Annotated in this window: 16 protein-coding genes; 7 read left to right on the top strand and 9 right to left on the bottom strand. The window is 67.4% G+C overall.

Translation table 11 applies throughout. The annotated features are described in order from the left end of the window. Positions 1–103 precede the first annotated feature (103 nt). The 6 genes from EYF70_RS24615 to rsmB all read right to left on the bottom strand — a co-directional run bounded on the left by EYF70_RS24615 (position 104) and on the right by rsmB (position 6,094). A complete protein-coding gene (locus EYF70_RS24615; protein WP_130186215.1) occupies positions 104–361 on the bottom strand; it encodes a BTH_I0359 family protein in 258 nt (85 codons plus the stop codon). Positions 362–472: 111 nt separating this feature from the next. Continuing rightward, positions 473–754, bottom strand: a complete 282-nt coding sequence (locus tag EYF70_RS24620; RefSeq protein ID WP_307722074.1) for a GTPase — start codon at positions 752–754, stop codon at positions 473–475. Between the two features lie 151 nt (positions 755–905). After that, complete coding sequence (locus tag EYF70_RS24625) at positions 906–1,628, bottom strand: response regulator (RefSeq protein ID WP_131147755.1); 723 nt, start codon at positions 1,626–1,628, stop codon at positions 906–908. Positions 1,629–1,709: 81 nt separating this feature from the next. Next, entirely contained in the window at positions 1,710–4,004 is a 2,295-nt protein-coding gene (locus tag EYF70_RS24630) for a sensor histidine kinase (protein WP_131147756.1), read from the bottom strand. Continuing rightward, positions 4,005–4,544 (bottom strand): DUF4390 domain-containing protein, encoded by a 540-nt coding sequence (locus tag EYF70_RS24635; protein ID WP_307722075.1) that lies wholly within the window; start codon positions 4,542–4,544, stop codon positions 4,005–4,007. A 206-nt stretch (positions 4,545–4,750) separates the two neighbouring features. Then, a complete protein-coding gene (rsmB, locus tag EYF70_RS24640; RefSeq protein WP_131149323.1) occupies positions 4,751–6,094 on the bottom strand; it encodes a 16S rRNA (cytosine(967)-C(5))-methyltransferase RsmB in 1,344 nt (447 codons plus the stop codon). A 663-nt stretch (positions 6,095–6,757) separates the two neighbouring features. Here rsmB and argS point away from each other — a divergent pair. The 7 genes from argS to EYF70_RS24675 are packed head-to-tail and all read left to right on the top strand — an operon-like array spanning position 6,758 to position 12,973. Then, positions 6,758–8,470, top strand: coding sequence for an arginine--tRNA ligase (gene argS / locus EYF70_RS24645; RefSeq protein ID WP_131147757.1), 1,713 nt, complete (start codon positions 6,758–6,760; stop codon positions 8,468–8,470). Between the two features lie 26 nt (positions 8,471–8,496). Continuing rightward, positions 8,497–9,180, top strand: coding sequence for an SPOR domain-containing protein (locus tag EYF70_RS24650; protein ID WP_131147758.1), 684 nt, complete (start codon positions 8,497–8,499; stop codon positions 9,178–9,180). 9 nt (positions 9,181–9,189) lie between these two features. Beyond that, positions 9,190–9,873 (top strand): thiol:disulfide interchange protein DsbA/DsbL, encoded by a 684-nt coding sequence (locus tag EYF70_RS24655; protein ID WP_131147759.1) that lies wholly within the window; start codon positions 9,190–9,192, stop codon positions 9,871–9,873. Continuing rightward, a complete protein-coding gene (locus tag EYF70_RS24660) occupies positions 9,873–10,703 on the top strand; it encodes an SDR family oxidoreductase (protein WP_131147760.1) in 831 nt (276 codons plus the stop codon). The genes EYF70_RS24655 and EYF70_RS24660 overlap by 1 nt, the downstream gene beginning before the upstream one ends. Then, the gene (locus tag EYF70_RS24665) at positions 10,700–11,497 is read left to right on the top strand and encodes a biotin--[acetyl-CoA-carboxylase] ligase (protein ID WP_131147761.1); all 798 of its coding nucleotides are present in this window, start codon (positions 10,700–10,702) and stop codon (positions 11,495–11,497) included. The genes EYF70_RS24660 and EYF70_RS24665 overlap by 4 nt, the downstream gene beginning before the upstream one ends. Then, complete coding sequence (locus EYF70_RS24670) at positions 11,494–12,273, top strand: type III pantothenate kinase (RefSeq protein ID WP_131147762.1); 780 nt, start codon at positions 11,494–11,496, stop codon at positions 12,271–12,273. The genes EYF70_RS24665 and EYF70_RS24670 overlap by 4 nt, the downstream gene beginning before the upstream one ends. Continuing rightward, positions 12,260–12,973: an SPOR domain-containing protein gene (locus EYF70_RS24675; RefSeq protein WP_229420543.1), complete on the top strand. Its 714-nt coding sequence runs from the start codon at positions 12,260–12,262 to the stop codon at positions 12,971–12,973. Before EYF70_RS24670 ends, EYF70_RS24675 begins: the two co-directional genes overlap by 14 nt. A gap of 241 nt (positions 12,974–13,214) precedes the next feature. Here EYF70_RS24675 and EYF70_RS24680 read toward each other — a convergent pair whose 3' ends face one another. From EYF70_RS24680 to mrdA, 3 genes are read right to left on the bottom strand one after another with little or no spacing between them, the layout of a single operon-like run. Beyond that, entirely contained in the window at positions 13,215–14,318 is a 1,104-nt protein-coding gene (locus EYF70_RS24680; protein WP_131147763.1) for a septal ring lytic transglycosylase RlpA family protein, read from the bottom strand. After that, the gene (gene rodA, locus EYF70_RS24685) at positions 14,318–15,433 is read right to left on the bottom strand and encodes a rod shape-determining protein RodA (RefSeq protein ID WP_131147764.1); all 1,116 of its coding nucleotides are present in this window, start codon (positions 15,431–15,433) and stop codon (positions 14,318–14,320) included. Before rodA ends, EYF70_RS24680 begins: the two co-directional genes overlap by 1 nt. A 1-nt stretch (position 15,434) precedes the next feature. After that, positions 15,435–17,696 carry a penicillin-binding protein 2 gene (gene mrdA / locus EYF70_RS24690; RefSeq protein WP_131147765.1) on the bottom strand — a complete coding sequence of 754 codons (2,262 nt, stop codon included), beginning with the start codon at positions 17,694–17,696 and terminating at the stop codon, positions 15,435–15,437. Positions 17,697–17,705 lie beyond the last annotated feature (9 nt).

A 17,705-nucleotide genomic window follows, 5' to 3' on the forward strand; every position in this document is an offset into this window, starting at 1 on the left:
TGGTAAGGTATTGCCGACCGTCACCTTACCACAGGTGCGCCACTGGAGATCCGGGCGCCGGATGTGTGTTGCGAATGGGTGCCGATGTTCAATGCAGCAGAAGTTAATGCAGTAAGACAGGCTGACTCATCAGCGAGTCATAGTTGCCGAGGAATTCGTCGATTTCCTCCATCGTGGGTTCGTTGGCGATCAACTGGTTCACGTCGCGCCGGAAGTTTTGCGCCAGTACGCCGGCAATGAAGATTTCGCGCTTGCCGCCCTTGTCGACGATTTCATAGCCACCGAAGCGCAAGGATTCGAGATCGCGATCCGGTCCGAACTCGACGACGCTGTACTGCTCGCTGTTGTAGATGAGGTTCATATCGCTTCCTTCTCTCAAGGACGAAACCGGCGGGTTCCGTATTGTTGGGCTTTCCATTTCACTTTCGAGGTGGGGCTGTGGCAGCCCATTTCAAGAGGCGAGCCGGCGAAGTCAGGAAGCAACGGCAGGTGCCGCGACATCGTCGCAGAGGGACAGCAGCGTATCGTAGGGCGGCGCCGACAACATCGCGCGCAACTGTCCGACATGGGTGGCATCAGCCAGGCTGATATAAAGCTGCGCCGGCGGGCGCCGCAAGAGACGATTCAATGTAACACGCAATACCACGTTACCGGCGCAGCATAGGCAGCCGGGGGCAATGCGGTGCACTTGCACGCCGGGCGCATCGGCAAGCGGGGAAAGCGGATCCGCCAGGCCTTCGATGATGATGGCCACCGGCGCTTCGGAACGGGCGTCGGGCGAAGATGGAGCGCCTGGCGAGGACGGCGCGCCTGTTCTGGTTACGGGCAGGCGCGCCGCGATCGCGCTTTCACGATCGAGGGCGCGCCTGCCGGTCACCAGCGTGGCGATGACGGGAGACGGCAAATCAGACTTGCTGGTTTTTCTTGGCGAGCTTGCCCGGCTCGACACCCAGCTGCTTCAGCTTGCGGTACAGGTGGGTGCGTTCCAGGCCGGTCTTCTCGGCCACGCGCGTCATGCTGCCGCCTTCGCGGCCCAGGTGGTGCTCGAAGTACATGCGCTCGAACGCATCGCGCGCCTCGCGCAGCGGCAAGTCGAACGACAGGCTGAACATGTGGCCTTCGCCACCGCTGCCGCGCGCCACGGCAATGCCGTGCGCGCCTTGTGGCGGCAGGGGCGGCACGCCGAAGCTGGGTGGCGCCGCTTCCTCGACGGGCGGCAAGGCGGCCGGGCGCTGCGCCATCACGGGCGCGCGCACCACTTCCTGGCCGCGCGCCAGGCCGGCCTGCACCGCCTTCAGCAGCTTTTGCATTGCAATCGGCTTTTCCAGGAAATTCAGGGCGCCGATGCGGGTGGCCTCGACCGCGGTATCGATCGTCGCGTGGCCGGACATCATGATGACGGGCATCGTCAGCAGGCCGTCGCGCTGCCATTCCTTCAGCAGCGTGACGCCGTCCGTATCCGGCATCCAGATGTCGAGCAGGACCAGGTCCGGGGCCCCGGCCGCGCGGGCCTGGCGGGCTTGCTGGGCGTTCTCCGCCAGCGTTACCGCATGCCCTTCGTCACCGAGGATTTCCGAGAGCAGCTCCCGGATACCCATTTCATCATCAACTACGAGAATGTTTGCCATCTATCCCTGCCCTTCTGTTCTTTTGCACCGGTTGCCCGGCATTGTGCTGGTCGTGACAACGATTTTATGTGTCCTTCAATATTATGCCAACTGCACCGGTGCCAACTTTAACAGCAAAATCAGTACCGAAGCGCCACAACCGTCCGGATGGTTCTGGATGTCGATCCGCCCGCCATGCTCGTCGATGATTTTCTTGACCATGGCCAGCCCCAGTCCGGTGCCGCGCGCTTTCGACGTCACGTACGGCTCGAATGCCCGCGCCAGGATTTTCGGCGCGAAGCCGGGTCCATTGTCCGAGATCGACAGGCGCACCGCGATGCGGGTGCCACCGTCGGCGCTCTGGTAATGGATCGCCTCGGTAACCACGTCCACGCGCGGCGCGCGGCTGCCGTCGGCCACCTCGGGCAGGTCGGCCAGCGCGTCCTGGGCGTTCTGCAGCAGGTTATGGATCACCTGCCGCAACTGCGTCTCGTCGCCCATCACCATCGGCAGGTACGGCGCCAGGTGCGGCCGGATGATGTCGTTGCCGTCGCCGGCCACGTACAGGTGCAGGATTTCCTCGACCAGGTCGTTCAGGTCGAGCGGCTCGAGCTGGGCCGGCGGCGTGCGCGCATAGTCGCGGAAGTCGTCGACCATGCGCTTCATCGCCGCCACCTGGTTGACGATCGTGCCGGCGCTCTTGTTGAGCAATTCCACGTCGGCCGGGCCCAGCTTGCTTTCCAGCTTCATCTGCAGCCGTTCGGCCGACAGCTGGATCGGCGTCAGCGGATTCTTGATCTCGTGCGCCAGCCGGCGCGCCACCTCGCCCCAGGCGATCGAGCGCTGCGCCGAGATCACGTCGGTGATGTCGTCGAACACCACGATGTAGCCGCCGCCGCCTTCCAGCGGCAGGCGCGAGCCCCGTGTCAGCAGGATCAGGTCGCTGTCGTCCGGATTGCTGGCCAGGCGCGGGATCTCGATCTGGCGCTGCCAGTGCAGCCGCTGCACATTGCGCCCGGCGGCCGACTGCGCGCTCTGGGCGGAGAACGCGGCGATCACGGCGCCGGCGAATTCATGCATGCCATCCACGTCGGCCAGCGGCTTGCCGATCAGCGTCACGCCGGCCTTCTGCAGGATCCGCTCGACCGAGTCGTTGCAGGTCACCAGCCGGAATTCCGAATCCAGCACCATCACCCCGGCCGACATGTTGGCCAGCACCGATTCCAGGTGGGCCTTGGCGTTCTGCAGCGCGATGCGGTTGCGTTCCACGGCGCTGCGCGCCTCGGAGAGCTGGCGCGTCATCGTGTTGAAGCTCTGGGTCAGCGTGCCCAGTTCGTCGGAACTGGCCACGATCGGGCGCGGCGAGAGGTCGCCCTCCGCCACCGCGCGGGTACCTTCGGCCAGCAGCAGCAGCGGCTGCGCCAGGTCGTTGGCGATGAGGAAGGCGGCGGCGATCGCGCCGAACACGGCCAGCAGCAGCGTCAGCGTCAGCGTGTAGATGTACATGTTGCGCAAGCCGCGGCGGGCCACGTAGCGCTCCTTGTATTCGCTGTACGCGGTGCGCAGCATTTCGCCGTCGCTGGCCAGCTGCGGCGCGACGGCCTGGATGATCTGCAGGTAGCGCGGCGCGAGGCGCCCGCCGGAAGGCTGCACCGGGTCGGGCACCGGCATCAGCACGCGCAGGCGCAGCACGTTGTTGGGATCGGCCGGCGTGGCGACCGCGCGTTCGTCGCGCGCTTCGCTGCCGCCTTCGGGCACCGCGTACGGCGGCTCCTCCTGCGCCTTGGCCATCATGGCGGCGGTGGGCAGGTCGCCGGCCAGGTTGATGCGGCGTTCGCCGACGGCGGAGACGATCAGGCCGCCCTCGGCATCGACGATGATCGCGCTCTGCGTGCGCGGATGTTCCTTGACGAAGCGTGCCAGCGCCGAGGGCGCCGCGTAGAACGGCAGCGAAGCCAGCTCCTGGGCCGCCTTGTCCGCCTCGCCCTTCAGTTCCACCAGCGATGCGTCCAGCGCCGAGCGGCCAAGGTCGAGGCCCGCCTCCAGCGCTTCCTCGACGCGCACGTTGAACCACGAATCGATCGAATGCGACACGAACTGCACGGACACCAGGAAGATCACGAGCCCCGGCAGCACGCCGATGGCGGCGAACAGCATCACCAGCCGCGTCATCAGCCGCGAGCCGAACTTGCCGCTCTTGTAGCGTGAGTAGAGCCTGAACAGGGAGACGCCGACCAGCAGCAGCAGCGCGACGGCCACCGCCGCATTCAGGCCGAGCAGCCAGGAATAATGGCGTTCGAAGAAACCGGAACTGTCGGAAGCGGATGCCAGCAGGAACAGCAGGATGCTGCACACGGCGCCTGCCACGACAAACAGATACCGCAAGGCCTTGGTCACTTACTCCGCCCTGTACTGGAAGGTTCGTTTTTGCGAAGCCAGGTTCCAGTCGCGGTTGTTGAAGGCGTTGACCTGGATCGGCTTGGGCAGGTAGTCGCGGTCCATGCCCATGCTGAGGGTGACGTTGTAGATTTCGCCCACCTTCAGCGCGCCGCGCGGCGCCACTACCCAGCGCGTGGGCCGGCGGATGAAGAACAGCGCATCTTCCAGCGAATCGAAATTCTGCCGCACGCTGCCCTCGATGCGCACGTGGTACTGGCGTGTCAGCACGTCGTACCACAGCTTGTGGGTGCGCCTGGCGGTGACGGCCTTCTCGTCGAACCAGTACCAGCGCGGCCGCGTGAACGTGATCTGCGTGGCGAAGTTCAGCGCCACCCCGTATTGCAGCGCGTCTTCGAGGCCGTGGTTCAGGTCGAACGAATACGCGGCGGACAGGCGGTAGCCCTCTTCCGCCGCTTCGATATAGGCCCGGGTGATTTCGACGCTTCCTTCGGCGGCACGGGCGGCCTGCGGCAGGGCGCAGGCCAGCATCAGCAGCATTTGCCAGCAGAGGAATCGAACGAATCGGGGGATCACTTGCGCTTGTATGTGGTTAGGGCCGAAAACAGGAGCCAGGAACTTGACGCAGCGGTGATGCAGCAAATGCACCCCGCTGGCTGGCCGGAATTGCTACGCATTCCCTGAAGTCATGCTGGTGCGGATTCATTTGTGCGGATTCATCTGTGCGGATTCATGTCTCCGCAACGTCATGCATCCTTCACATCCGTCGCATCCTTCTGGAACAACGCGTAAAACAGTCCATCGTGATCCTGTTCGGCCCCGCCCGCGGGCAGTAGCTGACCGGGCGCATCGAGTCGCGTGGCGCGATTGCGCACCGCGAAAGCGGCCGCCTGCGCCTCGGATTCCTGCGGCCACAACGAACATGTCACGAACAGCAATTTACCATTGGGCCGCAGCATCTGCCAAAGATTGTCGAGAATTTGCGCGGAAAGTGTTGCAAGTTGGAGCGTATCGCCCTTGCGGCGCAGCCAGCGGATATCGGGGTGGCGGCGCACGATGCCGGACGCCGTGCACGGCACGTCGGCCAGGATGCGGTCGAACGGTTCGCCGTCCCACCAGTCGCGGCCCTGCGCCCCGGCCGCCAGCAGCGTGGCCGACAGCTCGAGGCGGTCGAGGTTTTCCCGCACGCGGGCCAGGCGCTGCGGGTCGACGTCCAGCGCGGTGACATCGGCGTCGGCCAGTTCGAGGATGTGCCCCGTCTTGCCGCCCGGGGCGGCGCAGGCGTCCAGCACGCGCATGCCGTCCTGGACATCAAGCAGGTTCGCGGCAAGCTGGGCTGCCGCATCCTGCACCGACACGAGGCCGCTGTCGAAGCCCGGCACCAGGTGCACGCCCACCGGCTTGTCCAGCCGCACCGCGGAAGGGCCGATGCGGCGCGCGCCGATGCCGGACTGCGCGAGTAACTCCAGGTAAGCCTCGACGGTGCCCTTGCGGGTATTCACGCGCAGCGTCAGCGGCGGCGCCACGTTGCCCGCCGCGAGCACCTGCTCCCAGTCCTGCGGATAGGCGGTGATGGCCGCGTCGATCCACCATTGCGGGTAGTTCCAGCGCGCCAGCGGCTGTTGCAGCACGTCGGCCAGCAGCGTGTCGCGTTCGCGCAGGAAGCGGCGCAGCAGCGCGTTGACCATGCCTTTCGCGCGCACCGTATCCGGGTGCGCGCCGGCCGCGGTGACGGCCTGGTCGACGACGGTGAAGGCTTCGTACGGCGCCGGGCCATCCTCGCCCGCGCCCATCAGCGGCAGCGCGGCGGCCAGCAGCGCGCCCACCAGCGGATCGGGGGCCTTCGGCGCCATCGCGGCCACCAGCGCTTCGCTGCGGCCCAGCTGGCGCATGGCGCGGTAAGCCACGTCCTGGATCGCGCCGCGCGCCTGGGGCGTGATGGCGGGATTGGCGAACGCGCCGGCCAGCGCCTGCGGCAGCGCCATGCCGGCGCGCACCTGGACCACGGCGGTGGCCGCGCCCAGCAGGGCGAAAGCCAGCGAATCGGACTTCAGCTCGGCCTGGAAATCGGTCTGCAGCCGCGGCTTCAGGTCGCGATGATGGCTGGCGCGCGGGCCCGGCGGCGCCTCGGCGCGGGCGCGGGCCGGTGCATGGCCGCGTTGCTCATCCCTGCCCTGCTCGTCCGCACGGGCTGCCGCCTGGCGCGCCCCGCCCTTGGGCCGGGTGGCTTCCCACGGGCTGGCCGCGGGCCGCTGCGGAGCCGCAGGCGCGGCCGGCGCGGTGGGCGCGGCAGGCGCGGCAGCAGGGCCGGTTCGCTTCACGGCATCCGGCTTGCCGGCCTGGCGGGCGGCCGGATTCCCGGCGGCAGGCTTCCCGGCGGGTTTGCCGGCCGGCCGGGCCGCCCCGGTGGTGTTGGCGGCAGCCGGCTTGCGGGCAGCGGGCTTTTTCGTGGCCGGGGCTGGCTTGCTCTTCAGCGACAGCGTCGGGCGCTTGTTCATCGTGTTCTTTCGTGGTGCTCTGTCAAGGGCAGGATTGTAGCAGTGCGGCACGGGCCGGCGCGCCACTTGCCCGCCTCTTGCCCGCCTCCTGCCCGCCTCTTGCCCAGCTCTTGCCCAGCTCTTGCCCCGCTCTTGCCCCGCTCTTGCTCAATTATCAAACGGGAACGCAAACCGGTATAATGTCCGATCTCCGAGACGCGTTTTGCGCGTTTTTTACACCGTTTTACTTCCGTCCAGATCCGACCGAATCCGCCCATGCTCGCCCAACAAAAACAACAGATCGCCGCCCTGTTCCAGGCCGCCCTCGCCCCGCTCCTGGAAGGCACTTCCGTGACCGCCAACGTGGTGCTCGAGCGCCCGCGCGACCCGGCGCATGGCGACGTTGCCTGCAATATCGCCATGCAGCTGGCGAAGCAGCTGAAAATGAACCCGCGCGAACTGGCCACGAAGATCGTCGGCGCGCTGCTGGAAAACCCCGAAGGCAAGGGGCTGGTCGCCTCGGCCGACATCGCCGGCCCCGGCTTCATCAACCTGCGCGTGGCGGACGCCGCCAAGCAGGCCGTCGTCGGGACCGTGCTCGCGCAGGGCCCGGCATATGGCCGCGGCGAAGCCGGCACCGGCAAGCAGGTGATCATCGAGTTCGTGTCGGCCAACCCGACCGGCCCGCTGCACGTGGGCCATGGCCGACAGGCGGCGCTGGGCGACGCGCTGTCGTCGCTGTTCGAGGCGCAGGGCTTCGGCGTGACCCGCGAGTTCTACTACAACGATGCCGGCGTGCAGATCCACACGCTGGCCACCTCGGTGCAGGCGCGCGCCCGCGGCTTCAAGCCGGGCGACGCCGAGTGGCCCGAATCGGCCTATAACGGCGACTACATCGCCGACATCGCCGCCGACTTCCTGCTGAAGAAAACCGTGTCGGCCAGCGATGGCGCGCCCGTCACCGGCTCCGGCGACGTGGAAGACCTGGAATCGATCCGCGCGTTCGCCGTCACGTACCTGCGCAACGAGCAGGACATCGACCTGCAGGCGTTCGGCGTCAAGTTCGACAACTATTACCTGGAATCGTCGCTGTACAAGGACGGCAAGGTGGAAGCGGCCGTGGGCGCGCTGGTGGCCAACGGCCACACGTACGAGGATGGCGGCGCGCTGTGGCTGCGCACCACCGACTACGGCGACGACAAGGACCGCGTGATGCGCAAGACCGACGGCACCTTCACGTATTTCGTGCCGGACGTGGCCTACCACATCGTCAAGTTCCAGCGCGGCTTCACGCAGGCGATCAACGTGCAGGGTTCCGACCACCACGGCACGATTGCCCGGGTGCGCGCCGGCCTGCAGGCGGTGGGCATGGGCATCCCGCAAGGCTACCCCGACTACGTGCTGCACAAGATGGTCACCGTGATGAAGGATGGCGCCGAGGTGAAGATCTCCAAGCGCGCCGGCTCCTACGTGACCGTGCGCGACCTGATCGAATGGTCCGGCGGTGGCGACATCGCGCGCGGCCGCGACGCCGTGCGCTTCTTCCTCATCTCGCGCAAGGCCGACACGGAATTCGTCTTCGATGTCGACGTGGCGCTGAAGACTTCCGATGAAAACCCGGTCTACTACGTGCAGTACGCGCACGCGCGCATCTGCTCCGCGCTGGCCAACTGGGGCGGCGACGAAGCGCAGCTGGCCGGCGTCGACCTGTCGCTGCTGACCGCGCCGCACGAAGCCAGCCTGCTGGCCAAGCTGGCGGAATATCCGGAAATGCTGCAGCGCGCCCAGGCCGAGCTGGGCCCGCACCAGGTCGCGTTTTACCTGCGCGAGCTGGCCGGCGAGCTGCACAGCTATTACTTCGCCCACAAATGGCTGCTCGACGACGACGAGGCATTGAAGCTGGCCCGCCTGGCACTGGCGGTCGCCACCCGCCAGGTTCTGCGCAACGGCCTGGCCCTGATCGGCGTTTCCGCGCCGGAGAAAATGTAACCGGACCTGAAAGGACCTTCCGTACAATGAGTTTCCGCTCTTCCCCCCGGCTGCGCCTGCGCCAGCAGGGCAGCACGCTGGTCGGCATCATCATCGGCCTGGTCATCGGCCTGGTCATCGCGGTGATCGTGGCGCTGATGATCACCAAGGGGCAGTCCCCGTTCACCGAGCGCACGGCGCGCGCCAGCAAGCCGGCCGAATCGTCCGGCCAGATCGCCGATCCGAACAAGCCGATGTACGGCAACCGCGAAGCGGCGCGCAGCGCCAACCGCGACTTCGAGCGCGAGCAGAAGCCGCCGGCGCAGGAAGCGCAGCAGCCGGCACCCGCGGCCGATCCGCTGCAGGCCGTGGTGGACCGGATCCAGAACGGCGCGGAACCGAAGGCCGCCAACCCGGCCGCACCGGTGCCGCCGAACACGGCCGCGCCGCCGACCCAGTCGGCCGCCCCGGCCCCCTCCCCGGCGGGCGAGGACAAGTGGGTGTACTACCTGCAGGCCGGCGCCTACCGCGAAACGGCCGATGCCGAGGCGGTGCGCGCCAAGCTGGCCCTGCTGGGCTTCGAGGCGTCCGTCACGGACCGCACCACCGATTCCGGCGTGCTGCACCGTGTGCGCGTGGGCCCGTTCTCGCAGGTCGAGGCGATGAACAAGGTGCGCAGCAAGCTGTCCGAGAACGGCGTCGATGTCGCCGTGGTCCGCAACCAGAGATAAGGAATTCCCATGCGCTTGATGAAGCAGATTCGCTCCGCCATCGTGCTGGCCGCGGTCGGCGTCACGTTTGCCGCCGGCGTGGCCGCATCGCCCGCCGCGCCGAAGGAAGGCGCCGAGTACACGGCCTTGCCGACGCCGCAGCCGACCGACACCGGCAAGAAGGTGGAAGTGATCGAGTTCTTCGCCTACTGGTGCCCGCACTGCCAGACCTTCGATCCGATCCTGTCGGCCTGGGTGAAGAAACAGGGCGACAACATCGTCTTCAAGCGCGTGCACGTGCCCTACAACGACCGGCTGGCGCCGCAGCAGAAGCTGTACTACGCGCTCGAATCGCTCGGCCTGGCCGACGCGCTGCAGTCGAAGGTACTGGCCGCGCTGCGTGGCGGCAGCCACAGCTTCACCCGCGACGAGGAAGTATTCGACTGGGTCGCGCAGAACGGTGTCGACAAGCAGAAATTCATCGACACCTACCGCTCGTTCGGGGTGGCCGGCAAGGTGCGCCGCTCGTCCGCGCTGATGGAAAGCTACAAGGTCGAGTACTGGCCGCTGCTGGTCGTCGACGGCCGCTGGCAGGCTTCGCCGAGCCTGACGGGCAAGGCCAACGACAACCTCGCCACCGAGGCCGCGCAGCAGCAGGCCACCACGCAGGTGCTCGACTTCCTGGTCGCGAAGGCAAAGGCCGAGAAGAAGTAATGGCCGACGCATTGGCCACGGCGCTGGTCGCCGCGGGGCCGCGCGTGTTCATCACGGGCGCGTCCAGCGGCATCGGCGCCGCCCTGGCCGCCCGCTATGCGCGCGATGGCGCCACCCTCGGCCTGTTCGCCCGCCGCGAAAGCGCGCTGCGCGAACTGGCCGCTTCCCTTTCCCCCGCTGTCCCAACCTCCGCTCCCGGTCTTTCCCGGCATCGCGTCTATCCCGGCGATGTCTGCGACCATGCGGCGCTCGCCGCCGCGGCGCGCGACTTCATCGCCCATGCCGGCGGCATCGACATCGTGATCGCCAACGCCGGCATCTCGCACGGCACGCTGACCGAAGTACCGGAAGACTTGCCGGTGTTCGAAGCCATCATCGCCACCAACGTCACCGCCACGGTGGCCACCTTCGGTCCGTTCATCGAGGCGATGCGCGAACAGGGCCATGGCACGCTGGTCGGCATGGCCAGCGTGGCCGGGGTGCGCGGCTTGCCGGGCGGCGGCGGCTACAGCGCGTCGAAGGCGGCGGTGGTCACCTATTGCGAAGCGCTGCGGCTGGAGATGCGCCGCCACGGCATCCGCGTGGTGACGATCGCGCCCGGCTACATCGACACGCCGATGACGCGGCAGAACAAGTACCACATGCCGTTCCTGATGGCGCCGGAACGCTTCGCCGACCGGGCGGTGCGGGCCATCGGCCACGGCGTGCGCTACCGCGTGATCCCGTGGCAGATGGGCGTCGTGGCGAAGCTGCTGCGCTGGCTGCCGGACCCGCTGTATGATCTGGCCTTTGCCCGCGCGCCCCGCAAGGCGCGCAAGAGCGCACCATGACAGCCGCCATCCCCCTGCTGGACGCAGCGAAGATCCTCGCACGCTGCGCCGCCAGCGCATCCCATGTCGCCATCGAGGCGGTATCCGAAACCGGTTCCACCAATGCCGACCTGCTGGCCCGGCTGCCCGCGGGCGCGCTATCCCGCCCCGTGCTGCGGATCGCCGACGTGCAGAACGCCGGCCGCGGCCGCGCCGGCCGGCCCTGGCTGTCGGCGCCTGGCGCATCGCTGACGTTTTCGCTGGCATGGCCGTTCAAGGGGCCGCTGCAGCGGCTGGCCGGACTGCCGCTGGCGGTCGGCGTGGCGCTGGCGGAAACGGTGGCCTCGCTCGACGTGCCGGTGCAGCTGAAATGGCCGAACGACCTGATGAAGGATGGCGCCAAGCTGGCCGGCATCCTGGTGGAAACCGGCACCGCGCCCGATGGCGTGCCTTGGGCAGTGATCGGCTGCGGCATCAACCTGGCCATGCCGGACGACATGGAAGCGGCGATCGGCCGCGCCGTGTCGTCGGCGCCGTGGCTGGCGCGGATGGACCGCAACGAACTGGTGGCCCTGCTGCTGTCGCGCCTCGCCGCCGTGCTGGCCGAATTCGACGATACCGGCTTCGCGCCGTTCCGCGACCGGTGGAACGCGCTGCAGGCCTGGCGCGGCCAGCCGGTCAATATCCTCGACCAGGGCAATGTGGTGCACCAGGGACTGGCCGCTGGCGTCGACGATGCCGGCCGGCTGCTGCTCGACACGTCGGCCGGCCGCGTGGCCGTGCTGTCCGGCGACGTTTCGCTGAGGCTTGCATGAGCGCCGGCGCCGCGACCTGGCTGGTGGTCGATGCCGGCAATACCCGCGTCAAGTGGGCGCTGGCCGATGCCGGCGCGCCGGCCGGACAATGGCGCCTGCACGGCGCGATGGCGCACGGGATGCTCGACACGCTGGCCGGCGAATGGCAGGCGGCGGGAATTGGGCCGGTGCGCGTGCTGGTGGCCAACGTGGCCGGCGGCGGCGTGCGTGCCGCGATCGAAGGCGCCCTGCGCATCTGCGCGCCGCAGGCTGCCGTCGAATGGTTTGCCTCCGTGCCGTGGCGCGCCGGCATCCTGAACGGATATGCCAATCCCGCGCAACTGGGCTGCGACCGCTTTGCCGCCGCGATCGGCGCGCGGGCGCTGGCGCCGCGGCAGGACCTGGTCATTGCCAACTGCGGCACGGCGACCACCATCGATGCGGTCACGGCGGACGGTACCTTCATCGGCGGCATGATCCTGCCGGGACTGCGGCTGATGTCGGGCGCGCTGGCACGCAACACGGCGCAATTGCCGCAGATCGATGCCGGTACCGCATTGCCGCCCACGTTCGCCGGCAACACGCATGACGCCATCCTGTCGGGCTGCCTGGCGGCGCAGGCTGGCGCAATCGAGCGCGCGATTGCCGCGCACGGCGGCGCGCCCTGTATCATCTCCGGCGGAGCCGCTCCGCTGATCGCCCCGGTACTCAACGCGCCGGCGCGCCACGTGGACAATATCGTGATGCTCGGCCTGCACGCGGCACTGCTGGCCGGCGAAATGGATGAAACATGCTGAGTTCGCCATGCTGAAGTTCTGCTTTTTCGCGCTGCTGGCCGTGAACGTGGCGCTGTTCGCCGTGGGCCAGGGCTATGTGGGCAATGTCGCCGATGGCGAACGGGAACCCGGGCGGCTCGCCCGGCAGCTGAACACGAAGGCGCTGAAAGTGATCCCTCCCGCGCAGGCCAATGCCGCGGCGGCGGCCGCCGCGCCGCCCGAACCGCCCGGCCCGCCGCCGAAGGATGAAGCGGTGGCCGTGGCCTGCATCGAGATCGGCAATTTCATGCTTGCCGAGGCGCGCCGCTTCGAGGCCGAACTGGCGCCGCTGCAGCTGGGCGACCGCCAGTCGCGCCGCAACGTGCCGGGCCAGGAAGTGTCCAGCTACGTGGTGAACATCCCGCCGTTCGCCAATCGCGAAGCGGCCAACCGCAAGGCCGCCGACCTGCGCGCGAAAGGCGTCGACAACTTCTACATCATCCCCGACAACCAGCCGATGCGGCTGGCGATCTCGCTGGGCGTGTTCAAGCAGGAAGCCGCCGCGCAGACGCAGCTTGCCGCCCTGGTCAAGCAGGGCGTCACGGGCGTGCGCATCACCCCGCGCTACGCGCCATCGAAGCAGCTCGTGTTCCAGTTCCGCGACATCGGCACCACCACCCGCGCCCGGCTCGAAAAGATCGCCACCGGATTCAAAGGCCAGCAACTCCGCAAGTGCCAGTAAAAATGTTTCCCAAAACCGGGGTCTGACCCCGATTTTGGGAAATTGTTGCCTGACCCAAATCTTCCAGTGCCTGCACGATCGATCGATTTCGCGTTGCTTGCTATAGCGGTTGAAACACGCGGCAGGCGAGGCAAACCATACGGCAATGTTTCCAGGAATCGGAGTCTGACCCCGGTTTTAGGAAACTAAAGCCACAAGATTTCCTGAAAACGGGGACTGTCCCCGATTTTTGGAAATTTTGTTAATTGATCTCGCGCTGCACGATCAGGGGCTTGAGCCGCAGGGCGGTGGGCAGGCGGGCGGCGGCGGCGGCGGCTTCTTCGCGGGAGCCGAACGGGCCGCCGTACAGCCGGTATAGCGGGCCGACCTGCACCACGGAGAATTCGCTGCCGCGGGTGGCGCTGGCGACGCGTTCACGCATCATGGCGGCGCTGGTTTCCTTGGCGTAGGCGCCCAGCTGCAGATAAAAGCCGTTGGAGGATGGCGCCGCCGTATCGGCCGCCGTGCCGCGCGACAGGATGAAGTCTTCCAGCTCGTCCGGGCCGGCGCTGGCCAGCAGCGGCGCGCCCGGCCGCAGCGCGCTGACGGGCACGCCTTCCACCGCGGCGATGACGACGCCGGCCTTGCGAGCCGCGACCATCTTGTCGATCTCGTCCGGCATCAGGCGCGTCACTTCGAGTTCGCTGCTGCCATTGAGCAGCAGGCCCAGTTTCAGCGCCGCCGTGTACGACACGTCGATCACGCGCGACGACTTGAACGGCCCGCGGTCGTTGATGCGCACCACGACGGATTTGCCGTTGGACAGGTTGGTCACCCGCGCATACGAAGGAATCGGCAGGGTCGGATGCGCCGCCGACATCTTGTACATGTCGTACAGCTCGCCGGACGACGTGCGCTGCCCGTGGAACTTCTTGCCGTACCAGGTGCCCAGGCCGCGCGCCGTATAGGGCTTGTCATGCGGGATCGGTTCGTACGTGGTGCCGAAAACCGTGTAGGGACGGTTGGCGCGCGGCAGCGGTGGATCGTTGCGCACCTCGGCATCAGGCGTCTGCAACAGGTTCGGCGGCGGGTCGTCGCCGGGGCCGTCGTCCTTGTAGTAGGCGCCGCGCCCCGAGCCGGCCGGCGGCAGGTCGGGCACGCCGGGTTCGCGGTGCTTCGGCTTGACCTTCGGCGCGCCAGGCAGCTTGCCGACGACTTCCGGCCCGCCGCAGCCGGCCAGCGCCAGCATGGCCGCCAGCAGCGCGCAGGCCCCAGCGCGCGAGGAAACCGGCGCGAAGCCAAACGAAAAACCGGACGAAGAACTGGACGAAAAGCCGGGCCAGGAAAGAGAATACCGGCGCGCCATCAGGTCTGCACCAGCTTGCGGTGGCGCTGCACGCTCATCAGGATGCCCGACACGATGCCCAGTGTCAGCAGCGCGGTACCGCCATAACTCATGAACGGCAGCGGCACGCCCACCACGGGCAGGATGCCGCTCACCATGCCCATGTTCACGAATGCGTAAGTAAAGAAGATCATCGTCATCGCTCCTGCCAGCAGGCGAGTAAAGAAATCGGGGGCATTGGCGGCGATCATCATGCCGCGGCCGATCAGCAACAGGTACAGCAACATCAGGAACAGGTTACCCGCCAGGCCGAATTCCTCGGAATAGACGGAGAAGATGAAGTCCGTGGTGCGTTCCGGGATGAATTCCAGGTGTGTCTGGGTGCCCTTGGTCCAGCCCTTGCCGGTGATGCCCCCCGAGCCGATCGCGATGGTGGACTGGATGATGTGGAAGCCCTTGCCCAGCGGGTCGGCGGTGGGATCGATCAGCGTCATCACGCGCTGGCGCTGGTAGTCGTGCATCATCGACCATGCCACCGGCATGAAGCATGCGCCGGCCACCACGAGCGCCAGCATGGCGCGCCACGGCAGCCCGGCGAGATAGATCACGGCGAAGCCGGCGGCCACCACCAGCAGCGAGGTGCCCAGGTCGGGCTGGCGCATCACCAGCCCCACCGGCACCAGCAGCAGCAGCGCGCCGACCAGGTAGGAATGCCAGCGCAGGTGGCCCTGCTGGTGCTGGAAGTACCAGGCCAGCATCAGCGGCACGGCGATCTTGGCCAGTTCGGAAGGCTGGATATCGATGATGCCGATATGCAGCCAGCGCCGCGCGCCCAGCTTGATGGTGCCGACCAGCGCCACCGCCACCAGCAGCAATACCGTCACCGTATAGGCGGGAACGGCGATCCGCATCAGGTTCTGCGGCGAGATGTTCGATGTGATCCACATGACCAGCACGCACATGGCGATATTGCGCAGCTGGTCCTCGATCTTGCCTTCGATACCCAGGCTGGCCGAGTACAGCGTGACCAGGCTGGTGCCCAGCAGCAGTGCCAGCAGCAGCAGCAGCGGTGGGTCGAATACCGCCACATAGGGTTTCAGGCGCCGCCACAGCGAGCGTCGTTCGTTGATGCGCATGTTATTCCCTGTTCCTTGGCGGGATGGCGGCAGGCTGTTGCGCCCGCCCTTCCGCGGGGCGCGGCGGCGCTGTCCCTTGCGCGGGCGCCTGCGCCGCTGGCCGCCCCGCCGGTGCGGGTGGCGCACCGGATGCCGGCGCCGTAGTGGTCGGCGGACGCACCGGCATCAGTCCCGGTCCGGGCGGCGGATTCTGTGCCGCCCCCGCAGGAGCCCGCGGCGCCGGCTTCACCGCGCCCTGCCCCGCTGCCGCCGGCGCCCCCGGCTGTGCGCCCTGCCCGGCCTGCGCCTGCTGCGCCGCCAGCTGTTCGCGCGCCAGCGCCGCTTCTTCCTCGGCAAGCGGGCCTTCGATGGGCTCGAACACTTCGGCGTCTTCCTTCGGCACCTTGTCGGTGTTCTTCTCGGTCGGCCGCTTGCCCAGCATGTAGTAGTCGAGCACCTTGCGGGCGATCGGCGCGGCCACGGCGCCGCCGAAGCCGGCATTCTCGACCACCATGGCGATCACGATGCGCGGCTTGTCGGCCGGAGCGAAGGCGGTGAACAGCGCATTGTCGCGCAGCCGCTCGGCCAGCGTCTTGGCGTTGTACTTCTCGTTCTTGCGGATGCCCACGACCTGCGCGGTACCCGTCTTGCCACCCACCGTGTATTGCACCCCGGCGAAGGCGCGCGTCGCCGTGCCGCCCTGCTCGCTCACCACGCCGACCATGGCGTCCTTGATCAGGTCGATGTTCTGCTGCTTCAGCGGAATGCGGTAGCTTTCCTTCGGCACGGTCAGCGTGCGGGCGCGCGTGCCGCCATCCTCGATGATCTTCACCAGGTGCGGCTTCATCACGATGCCGTTGTTGGCCAGGTTCGCCACCGCGTGGGCGATCTGCAGCGGCGTATAAGAGTTGTAGCCGGAACCGTTCGACACCGAGATCGTGTCGCCGCCCACCCACTTGCCGGCCCGCGGGTTCTTCTTGTAGCGCGACTGCTTCCATTCCTTCGATGGCAGCACGCCGGTCTTCTCGTTGTCCAGGTCGATGCCGGTCTTCTGGCCGAAGCCGAACGGCTTCATGAAGTCGTGGATCATGTCGATCCCCATGTCGCGGCCCAGGTGGTAGTAGTACGTGTTGCACGACACCACGATCGACTTGCGCAAGTCCACCGTGCCGTGGCCATTCACCACGTCGTCGCGGAACTTGTGGGTGCCGAGGTACATGAAGCCCGGGTCGAAGATGGCCTGCGACGGCGTGCGCTTGCCCGTCTCCAGCGCGGCCAGCGCCATGAACGGCTTGAACGTCGAGCCGGGCGCATAGGTGCCGGACAGCGGCCGGTTCACCATCGGCCGGTCCAGCGACGTATTCAGTTCGTTCCAGCTCTGCGAATCGATACCATCCACGAACAGGTTCGGGTCGTAGCCCGGCCGGGACACATAAGCCAGCACGTCGCCGGTCGACGGCTCGATCGCCACCAGCGCGCCGCGCCATTCGCCGAACGCTTCCTCGGCGATCTTCTGCAGTTCGATATCGATCGACAGGATCAGGTTGCTGCCGGAGGTGGGCGGCGTGCGCGACAGCGTGCGGATCGCGCGCCCGCCCGCCGACACTTCGACTTCCTCGTAGCCGGTAATGCCGTGCAAGTGCTTTTCATAGCTCTTTTCCAGGCCTTCCTTGCCGATGTAGTCGGTGCCGTTGTAGTTCGCGGCATCCTCGCGCTCCTCGATCGCCTTGGCTTCCTTCTGGTTGATGCGGCCGATGTAGCCGATCACGTGCGACGCCGTCTCGCCCAGCGGATAGTTGCGGAACAGGCGCGCCTGCACTTCCACGCCGGGGTAGCGGAACCGGTTCGCGGTAAAGCGCGCCACCTCCTCGTCGGACAGCCGGGTGCGCAGCGGAACGCTGGCGAAGTTCTTCGACTCGTCCATCAGCTTCTTGAAGCGGCGGCGGTCCTTCGGCGTCACCTCGACAATCAGGGCCAGCGCATCGATCATTTCCTCCAGCGGCACGCGCAGCTTGGACGGCGTGATCTCGAGCGTGTAGGCCGAGTAGTTGCGCGCCAGGACCACGCCGTTGCGGTCCAGGATCAGGCCCCGGTTCGGCTGGATCGGCACCACGGCGATCCGGTTGTCCTCGGCCTGCGCCATGTAGTCGCTGTGGCGGATCACCTGCAGCCAGACCAGGCGCGCGAGCAGCAGCGCGAAGCAGATGAAGACGAGGGTGCCGAGCAGCGTCAGCCGCACCCGGAACAGGTGCAGTTCGCGCTCGTTGTTCTTCAGCTCGGTCATGGGTGTCGG

The sequence above is a fragment of the Pseudoduganella albidiflava genome (assembly GCF_004322755.1).
GTDB classification, from domain to species: Bacteria; Pseudomonadota; Gammaproteobacteria; order Burkholderiales; family Burkholderiaceae_D; genus Rugamonas; species Rugamonas albidiflava.

Excerpts from the sequence above, each read along its gene's own strand:
- EYF70_RS24625 (WP_131147755.1), bottom strand. The coding sequence starts at position 1,628 with ATGGCAAACATTCTCGTAGTTGATGATGAAATGGGTATCCGGGAGCTG.
- EYF70_RS24680 (WP_131147763.1), bottom strand. The coding sequence starts at position 14,318 with ATGGCGCGCCGGTATTCTCTTTCCTGGCCCGGCTTTTCGTCCAGTTCT.
- rodA (WP_131147764.1), bottom strand. The coding sequence starts at position 15,433 with ATGCGCATCAACGAACGACGCTCGCTGTGGCGGCGCCTGAAACCCTAT.
- EYF70_RS24675 (WP_229420543.1), top strand. The coding sequence starts at position 12,260 with ATGAAACATGCTGAGTTCGCCATGCTGAAGTTCTGCTTTTTCGCGCTG.
- EYF70_RS24650 (WP_131147758.1), top strand. The coding sequence starts at position 8,497 with ATGAGTTTCCGCTCTTCCCCCCGGCTGCGCCTGCGCCAGCAGGGCAGC.
- EYF70_RS24670 (WP_131147762.1), top strand. The coding sequence starts at position 11,494 with ATGAGCGCCGGCGCCGCGACCTGGCTGGTGGTCGATGCCGGCAATACC.
- argS (WP_131147757.1), top strand. The coding sequence starts at position 6,758 with ATGCTCGCCCAACAAAAACAACAGATCGCCGCCCTGTTCCAGGCCGCC.
- EYF70_RS24615 (WP_130186215.1), bottom strand. The coding sequence starts at position 361 with ATGAACCTCATCTACAACAGCGAGCAGTACAGCGTCGTCGAGTTCGGA.
- EYF70_RS24655 (WP_131147759.1), top strand. The coding sequence starts at position 9,190 with ATGCGCTTGATGAAGCAGATTCGCTCCGCCATCGTGCTGGCCGCGGTC.
- EYF70_RS24665 (WP_131147761.1), top strand. The coding sequence starts at position 10,700 with ATGACAGCCGCCATCCCCCTGCTGGACGCAGCGAAGATCCTCGCACGC.
- EYF70_RS24660 (WP_131147760.1), top strand. The coding sequence starts at position 9,873 with ATGGCCGACGCATTGGCCACGGCGCTGGTCGCCGCGGGGCCGCGCGTG.
- mrdA (WP_131147765.1), bottom strand. The coding sequence starts at position 17,696 with ATGACCGAGCTGAAGAACAACGAGCGCGAACTGCACCTGTTCCGGGTG.
- EYF70_RS24635 (WP_307722075.1), bottom strand. The coding sequence starts at position 4,544 with ATGCTGCTGATGCTGGCCTGCGCCCTGCCGCAGGCCGCCCGTGCCGCC.